Origin of the sequence: Roseovarius salincola, from assembly GCF_026891095.1 — a bacterium.
GTDB classification, from domain to species: domain Bacteria; phylum Pseudomonadota; class Alphaproteobacteria; order Rhodobacterales; family Rhodobacteraceae; genus Roseovarius; species Roseovarius salincola.
Genome location: NZ_JAPTNL010000002.1, coordinates 496,737 through 505,038 on the forward strand (window position 1 = coordinate 496,737; position 8,302 = coordinate 505,038).

Genomic DNA, 8,302 nt, shown 5'->3' on the forward strand with positions numbered 1-8,302 from the left:
TTTCGGTCTTGCGCGATACACTCATGAGGAAGGATATAATCTCGACAGGAGTTTTGCCATGACCGATGACGCCGATCTGCTTGCCGGGATCGAGGCCCTCGAAGACAAGCTGGCCAAGGCCCGCAATTCGATCACCCGGCGCTTCATCGGCCAGGAACGTGTGGTGGACCTGTCGCTCTCGGCGCTCTTGTGCGGCGGGCACGGGCTGCTGATCGGCCTTCCCGGCCTTGGCAAGACCCGCCTGGTCGAAACCCTCAGCACCGTGATGGGCCTTGATGCCAACCGCGTTCAGTTCACGCCCGACCTGATGCCCGCCGACATTCTGGGGTCCGAAGTGCTGGAAACCGGCGCCGATGGCGGGCGCGCCTTCAAGTTCATTCCCGGCCCGGTCTTCTGTCAGCTCCTGATGGCCGACGAGATCAACCGCGCCAGCCCGCGCACCCAGTCGGCACTGTTGCAGGCGATGCAGGAACGCCAGGTCACCGTCGCGGGCGAAAACCGCCCGCTCACGCCGCCCTTCCACGTGCTCGCCACCCAGAACCCGATCGAACAGGAGGGCACATACCCCCTTCCCGAGGCCCAGCTTGACCGCTTCCTCGTGCAGATCGACGTGCCCTATCCCGACCGCGACACCGAGCGCGGCATCCTGCTGGCCACCACCGGGGCCGAGGAAACCGAATCCTTCCAGGTCTTCACCGCCGAGGAACTGATCGACGCGCAAACGCTGCTGCGCCGGATGCCGGTGGGGGATTCGGTGGTGGAAACCATCCTTGATCTGGTGCGCGCCTTCCGGCCCGAAGATTCGTCCGCATCCGAGGCGGTGCAAAAGGACGTCGCCTGGGGGCCAGGCCCGCGCGCCGCACAGGCGCTGATGCTGACGGTTAGGGCGCGCGCGATGTTGCAGGGCCGTCTTGCGCCCGATATCGGCGATGTGGCGGCCATGGCGCAGCCCGTGCTGGCGCATCGCATGGCGCTCAATTTCGCGGCGCGGGCGCGCGGCGAAAGCCTTGAGGGGCTGATCGCCGAGACCGTTTCGCAGATCACCCGCGCTGAGGCCGCCGCGTGACCCAGGCCGCCCGTCTTCGCGCCCGGTCCGAGGCCGAAGCCGCCCCGCTGCCGCCTCTTCTGGCACGGGCCGAGCAACTGGCGGGGACCGTCCTTCTGGGCGAACATGGCCGCAGGCGTTCGGGGATGGGCGATGATTTCTGGCAATACCGCCCGGTGATGCATGGCGACGCGCGGCGCGATATCGACTGGCGGCGCTCGGGCAAGTCGGATGCCGAATTCGTGCGCCAGCGCGAATGGCAGATCGCCCAGAGCGTGATGATCTGGGTCGATGACGCGGCCTCGATGCGCTTTGCCTCCGATGACAACCTGCCGCGCAAATCCGACCGCGCGCGGCTCCTGTCGCTGGCGGTGGCGATCCTGCTTGATCGCGCGGGCGAACGTGTCGGCCTCACCGGCCATGCGCTGCCGCCGCGGCGCGGGCAGGCCCAGATCTCCCGCCTCGCCGAGGCCCTGACCCAAGACAGCGAAGCCGATTACGGCACGCCCGATCTGCGCGGGCTTCTGGCGCATGGCCGCGCGCTCTTCGTGTCGGATTTCCTTGGCCCGCTCGATGGCGTTCAAAAGGCGCTGACCCAAGCGGCCGACCGTGGCGTGCGGGGCGCGATGCTGCATGTTCTGGACCCGGCCGAGGAGACCTTTCCCTATCGCGGCCGCACCATCTTCGAAAGTATGGGTGGCTCAATGGCGCATGAAACGCTCAAGGCGTCCGAGCTGCGCGACCGCTATCTCGAACGCCTCGCCACCCGCAAATCCGAACTGCAATCGCTTTGCGCCGTGACCGGCTGGCAATACGGGCTGCACCACACATCCGACAGTGCGCAATCGGCGCTGCTGTGGCTTTATGGCGCGTTTGACGGCGGGGGCTGGCGATGATGCTGGGCGCAATCGGCTTTACCACGCCTTGGCTCTTGCTGGCGCTCGCGGCGCTGCCCGCGCTGTGGATTCTGCTGCGCGCGGTGCCACCCGCGCCGATCCGGCGCCGGTTTCCGGGTGTGGCATTGCTTCTGGGGCTGCGCGACGACGACAGCGTGACCGACCGAACGCCATGGTGGCTGCTGCTGTTGCGGATGCTGGCGGTGGCGGCGGTGATCGTCGGGCTGGCTGGTCCGGTGCTCAACCCGCGCGCCGACGGGGCCGCGACGCCGCGCGGACCGCTGCTGATCGTGCAGGATGCCAGCTGGGCCAGTGCCCGCGACTGGCCCGCGCAGCTCGGCCTGCTCGACTCCCTGCTGGCCGAGGCGGGGCGCGCCTCGCGCCCGGTGGCGTTCCTGCGCCTCTCGCAGCCCGAACCGCCCGTTCTTCGCGCCGCCGAGGACTGGCGCAGCCGTCTCACCGGGCTTGAACCCGCGCCATGGTCGCCCACCCCCGCCATGAATGACGCCGCCCTTGCCGCGCTTGAAACCGCGCTTGACGGCGGATTGGGCGAGGCGCTTGACGCAGGCGCGCTTGAAACCCGCTGGTTCTCGGACGGCCTCTCGCGGCCCGGTCGCGATGATTTGCTCGGCGCGCTTGAACGCCTTGGCCCCGTCACCGCGCATGAAAGCCCCGCGCCCGTCATCGCGCTTGCCCCCGCCATGATCGAGGACGGCACCGTGCAACTGACTGCCCATCGCGCCCGCACCGGCGCTGCGCGCGACATCACCATCGAGGCCCATGGCCGCGACCCGCAGGGCAATGCCCGCCTTCTGGCGACCCTGCCGATGCGCTTTGACAGCGACGCCACCACCGCCGACGGCGCGCTGTCCCTGCCCGCCGAACTGCGTGCCCGCGTCACCCGGTTTCAGGTCGCCGGACAGGGCACCGCCGGGGCGGTCACGCTGACCGATGACAGCCTCAAGCGGCGCGAAGTGGCGCTGATCGCGGGGCGCGAGGACCGCGAGGGCCTCGAACTCCTTTCGCCGCTGCATTACCTCGAACAGGCGCTTCAGCCCGCGGCCGAACTCCTTGACGGCGCGTTGCTCGATATCCTGCCCGCCAATCCCGATGTGATCGTGCTTGCCGATGTCGCGAACCTCGCCTCCGGCGAGGAAGAGGCCCTGCTCGACTGGATGGATCAGGGCGGACTTCTGCTGCGTTTCGCCGGGCCGCGCCTTGCCGCGTCGGATGTGTCGCGCAGCAGCGAAAACCCCCTGATGCCGGTGCGCCTTCGCGCCGGTGGCCGCAGCGTCGGCGGCGCGATGAGCTGGGGCGAGCCCAAGACCCTCGCCCCCTTCCCCGAAGACAGCCCCTTCGCGGGGCTGGCGGTGCCCCCGGATGTGACCGTATCGGCGCAGGTCATGGCCCAGCCCGACCCGGTTCTGGCCGAGCGGGTGATCGCGGAGCTCTCCGACGGCACGCCGCTCGTCACCCGCAAACGGGTCGGTGCGGGGCAGGTGGTGCTGTTCCACGTCAGCGCCAATGCCGAATGGTCCAGCCTGCCGCTTTCGGGGCTCTTCGTGCAGATGCTCGAACGGCTTGCGGTCTCATCCGCGGTGGCCTTGCCCGACCTTGCGGAAATGGAGGGCACCACATGGCAGCCGGTTCAGGTGCTTGACGGCTTCGGTCAGCTTGATGATGCGGGCACCCTGCCGGGGATCGCGGGCGAACGCCTGATTTCCGACGCGCTTGGCCCCGAGCTGCCGCCGGGCCTTTACGAGGGGCCGGACAGGCGGCTGGCGCGCAACGTGATGCAGGCGGACGATACGCTTGCGCCCACCGCGTGGCCTGCCCGCATTCCCGTCGAAGGGCTGGCGCGTGCGCCCGAAGCGCCGCTGGGGGGGTGGCTCCTGGGGCTTGCGGCGCTGCTGTTGCTCGCTGACATCGTCGCGTCTCTGGCCCTGTCGGGTCGCCTGATGCCCGCCCGCGCCTCCAACGCTGCCGCCGCACTTGCGGCTGCCCTTCTCACGGGGGCGCTGATCCTGCCCCAGGGCGTGCAGGCCCAGACCACGCCCCCCGCCAGCGACAAGGAACTGCGCGCGGCCTCCGAAGTGGTGCTGGCGCATGTGCTGACCGGCGATGCCACGCTTGACGACACCGCCCGCGCCGGGCTCGAAGGGCTGTCCGAAACGCTCTTCTTCCGCACATCGGTCGAACCCGCATCGCCGATCGGCGTCGATCTGGAAGCCGACGATCTGGCGCTCTACCCGCTGCTTTACTGGCCCGTCACACCCGATCAGCCGCTCCCCTCGCAAGAGGCCTATGCCCGGCTCAACACCTATCTGCGCAGCGGCGGCATGATCCTCTTTGATACGCGCGACGCCAATGTCGCGGGCTTCGGCGCGTCCTCGCCCAACGGGCAGATGCTCCAACGCCTCGCCCAGCCCCTCGACATCCCGCCCCTCGAACCGGTGCCCGACGATCACGTGCTGACCCGCGCTTTCTACCTCCTCCAGGACTTTCCCGGCCGCCACTCGGGCCGCTCCGTCTGGGTCGAAGCCGCCCCGCCCGATGCCGAACAGATCGAAGGCATGCCGTTTCGCAACCTCAACGACAACGTCACCCCGGTGGTGATCGGCGGCAATGACTGGGCCGCCGCCTGGGCGATGGATTCGCGTGGCAACCCGATGCTGCCGGTGGGCCGCGGCTATGCGGGTGAACGCCAGCGCGAACTGGCCTATCGCTTCGGGGTCAACCTCGTGATGCATGTGCTGACCGGCAATTACAAATCCGACCAGGTGCATGTGCCCGCACTCCTCGACAGGCTGGGGCAATGACATGAGCTCGACCATCGTCTTCGACCCGCTCCTGCCCTGGTGGCTGATCGCGCTTCTGGCGCTGCTGACGGCCAGCGGCATCGCGCTTGCGCTCTTTCGGGGCCTCTCGGGCTGGCCGCTCCGGGCGCTTGCCGGCCTGGTGATCCTGGCCGCGCTCACCGGCCCCGCCTACCAGCAGGAAGACCGCAAGCCGCTCAGCGATATCGTGCTCCTGCTCGAAGACGAAAGCGCCAGCCAGCGCCTCGCCGAACGCCGCGAAACCACCGCCAGCGCCGCCGACACCCTGGCCGCCCGGATCGAGGCGCGCGACAATACCGAACTGCGCCGCATCACCGTGCCCGATGGTACCGACAATGCCGGAACCGAGGCCATGACCGCCCTCTCCGAAGCCCTGGCCGAGGAACCCCGTGGCCGCATCGCCGGGGCGATCCTCCTTTCGGATGGCCGCATCCACGACATGGAGCGCGCGCCAGACATGCCCGCGCCGCTGCACCTTCTGCATACCGGGCGCGCCGATGACTGGGACCGCCGCCTGCGCATCGACAACGCCCCCGCCTTCGCGATCCTCGGCGAAGAGGTCAGCATGACCCTCACCATCACCGATGAAGGCGCCGCCCCCGAAGGTATCGAGAATGTGCCGCTTGACATCTCGATCGACGGCGAGGAACCCCAGCGTTTCAACGTGCCGCTGGGGCGCGAAATCGAACTGCCCCTCAGCCTGCCGCATGGCGGGCGCAATGTGCTGCAATTCACGACGCCCTATGCGGATGGCGAACTGACCGACCGCAACAATACCGCGCTCGTGCAGATCAACGGCGTGCGCGACCGGCTCTCGGTCCTTCTGGTCTCGGGCGAACCGCATGCGGGCGGGCGCACATGGCGCAACCTTCTGAAATCCGACAGCTCGGTGGACCTTGTGCATTTCACCATCCTGCGCCCCCCCGAAAAACAGGACGGCGTGCCGGTGCGGGAATTGTCGCTGATCGCCTTTCCCACGCGCGAGCTGTTCCTCGAAAAGATCGACGATTTCGACCTGATCATTTTTGACCGCTACAAGCGGCGCGGCATCCTGCCCTCGATCTATCTCGAAAACGTGCGCAACTATGTCGAAAAGGGCGGCGCGGTGCTGATCGCGGCGGGGCCGGATTTCGCCAGCGCCGACAGCCTTTACCGCACGCCCATCGAACCCATCGTGCCCGCGCGCCCCACCGCCCGCGTGCTCGAGGAACGCTACCGCCCCGAAGTCAGCGAACTCGGGCAGCGCCACCCGGTCACCGCCGGGCTGGAACAGGAATTTGACGGCGAATGGGGCCGCTGGATGCGCCAGATCGACGTCGAACAGACCGCCGGCGACATGGTGATGACCGGCAAGGATGACCGCCCCCTCCTGGTGCTGGATCGCGTCGGCGAAGGGCGAATCGCGCTTCTCGCCTCGGATCATGCCTGGCTCTGGAACCGCGGCTACGAAGGCGGCGGCCCGCAGCTTGAATTGCTGCGGCGGCTGGCCCATTGGATGATGAAGGAACCCGAACTCGAGGAAGAGGCCCTCTGGGCCGAAGCCACCGGCCAGCGGATGCGCATCATCCGCCGCTCGCTTTCGGGCGATATCGGCGACGTGATCATCACCACCCCCTCGGGCGAGATATTCGAACGCGCCCTCGAAGAGGTCAGCCCGGGGCGCTTCGAAACCCAGTTCGACGGCCCCGAGATCGGACTTTACCGGCTCGAAAACGATGACCAGAGCGCGGTGATCGGCCTCGGCCCCGCCGCGCCGGTGGAATTCGAACAGACCATCGCCAGCGCCGATCCCGTCGCCCCGATGCTCGAACGCACCGGCGGCGGCGCGCTCGCCCTCGAAGACGGTCTGCCCCGTATCCGCGATGTGCGCCCCGGTCGTCCCGCCGCCGGGCGCGGCTGGATCGGCCTCACCCCGCGCGGCGCTTTTGAAACGGCCTCGGTCACCCAGACCGCGCTCCTGCCCGCCTGGGCGGTGCTGCTGCTCATCTCGGCCCTGATTATTGGCGGCTGGCTGCGCGAAGGCCGCCGCTAGACCCCGCACGCCCCTTCATCTGGCCCCCCGGCCTCGGCCAGGGACGCGTAAAGGGCGGCATGACCTGCCGGTCTGTCGCGCGCGGCGCACTTGGCGCGAACCGCCTTTTGCGGTTATCCGGTGCGCCCTGCGCAGGCGGGGTGAATTCGGGTCATGAACCCCGATGGACGTCGATCAGGGAAACATCCCGTCGCCGCAGATAGTGGCGCGCGGGTGAACCGTATTCGGCCATCGCCGCCTTTCCCCCGAACGCAACCTTTGCCAGCGCCGGGAACACCGCCAGAAGTTCGGCAAGTGCCGGTTTGTCAACCGAACCGAGCGCAACAGGCCCCGGATAGAACGCTTCCGTCAAGGCGCCTTCCGCATAGACCAGCTCGTGCTGTTCGAACATGAGATGAATATAGGTCACGCGTTCGCAGCGCTTGTCGATCCTGGCGACCTTGCCGCCGAATGTCTCCGCGGCATGTTTCGCCCTGACAAGGCATTCCGTCCCGCCGACGACCATCACCATTGCGCGCTGAGGCGATACCAACATTCTGCGCCGGTTCCCGAACGCATTCTTGCGGATCACGACAGGTCTCAGGTGTTCGTTTTCGGCCAGATCGGTCTGGGTCAATGTCCGCGCGCCGACCCACCGGATGGGCTGCAGGCCATTGTCGGCCGTCCAGACCAGATCGCCGGGACGGATATCCTCGACCGGTCTTTCGCCATGCTCCGTGGCGATCAGGGTGCCCGGAGTGAAACACGGAACCCCGATGGCATTCAACTCTTCTGGCGTATCCACCTGATCGACCGTGACGCCAACAAGGGTCACGCTCTCGCCGTTCGGGAAGGTCAGGATCGCGTCGCCGGTGCCATCGCCGTTCGTGTCGGTCACGACCACATCCCAGGCATCGACCGGATTGCCATCGGCATCCGTCATCCCGGAGACATCCAGCTGATCGACAGTGGTGCCGTCGCCACTGTCGGTCAGGTCGAAATCCGTGATGACGTCACTGCCCGACCCATCGGCCAGCACGAAGGTGTCGGCGCCCGCGCCGCCCTCCATGATGTCATCGCCCGCGCCACCGATCAGGGTGTCGTCATCACTGCCCGCAGGATCGACGGGGGTGACGGCGATATTGTCGATGGTCAGGTCGGTGTCGACCGTCTCGGTCGACGTCGGGTTCGAGAACCGCGGGGTGACATTATCGGTGGTGGAGGTGAAGGGCAGCGTTATGGTCTGGCTGCTTTCATCGGCAATGACCTGGGTCTGGTTCGCGATGACGACGCCGTTGCTGTCGATCACCTCGACCACAAGCGTGTGATCACCGCTGGCGCCAAAAAAATCATTTTCGGCTGCGTCGAAGGTCAGTTCGTAATCCCGGCCCGCCTGCGTTGTGACCGTCTGTTCGGGAGTGTCCTGAACTCTGTGTATCTGTCCCGGTCCATGCGGTTTCAGATACTCAAGCGTCGAAGCGCTCGCCGAACATTATGGCAAACTGGTTGCGGG

5 protein-coding genes are annotated in these 8,302 nt (G+C 67.5%); 4 read left to right on the forward strand and 1 reads right to left on the reverse strand.

Annotated elements, in window-relative coordinates; genetic code table 11:
• Positions 1-58: 58 nt before the first annotated feature.
• From N5A93_RS04975 to N5A93_RS04990, 4 genes are read left to right on the forward strand one after another with little or no spacing between them, the layout of a single operon-like run.
• Entirely contained in the window at positions 59-1,066 is a 1,008-nt protein-coding gene (locus N5A93_RS04975; RefSeq protein WP_268953949.1) for an AAA family ATPase, read from the forward strand.
• Complete coding sequence (locus tag N5A93_RS04980) at positions 1,063-1,941, forward strand: DUF58 domain-containing protein (protein WP_268953950.1); 879 nt, start codon at positions 1,063-1,065, stop codon at positions 1,939-1,941. Before N5A93_RS04975 ends, N5A93_RS04980 begins: the two co-directional genes overlap by 4 nt.
• A complete protein-coding gene (locus N5A93_RS04985; RefSeq protein WP_268953951.1) occupies positions 1,938-4,760 on the forward strand; it encodes a DUF4159 domain-containing protein in 2,823 nt (940 codons plus the stop codon). The genes N5A93_RS04980 and N5A93_RS04985 overlap by 4 nt, the downstream gene beginning before the upstream one ends.
• Before the next feature lies 1 nt (position 4,761).
• Positions 4,762-6,810, forward strand: a complete 2,049-nt coding sequence (locus N5A93_RS04990; RefSeq protein ID WP_268953952.1) for a hypothetical protein — start codon at positions 4,762-4,764, stop codon at positions 6,808-6,810.
• A 151-nt stretch (positions 6,811-6,961) separates the two neighbouring features.
• Here the strand turns inward: N5A93_RS04990 and N5A93_RS04995 are convergent, their stop codons facing one another.
• Positions 6,962-8,098 carry a Hint domain-containing protein gene (locus tag N5A93_RS04995; RefSeq protein WP_328405120.1) on the reverse strand — a complete coding sequence of 379 codons (1,137 nt, stop codon included), beginning with the start codon at positions 8,096-8,098 and terminating at the stop codon, positions 6,962-6,964.
• Positions 8,099-8,302: the final 204 nt, after the last annotated feature.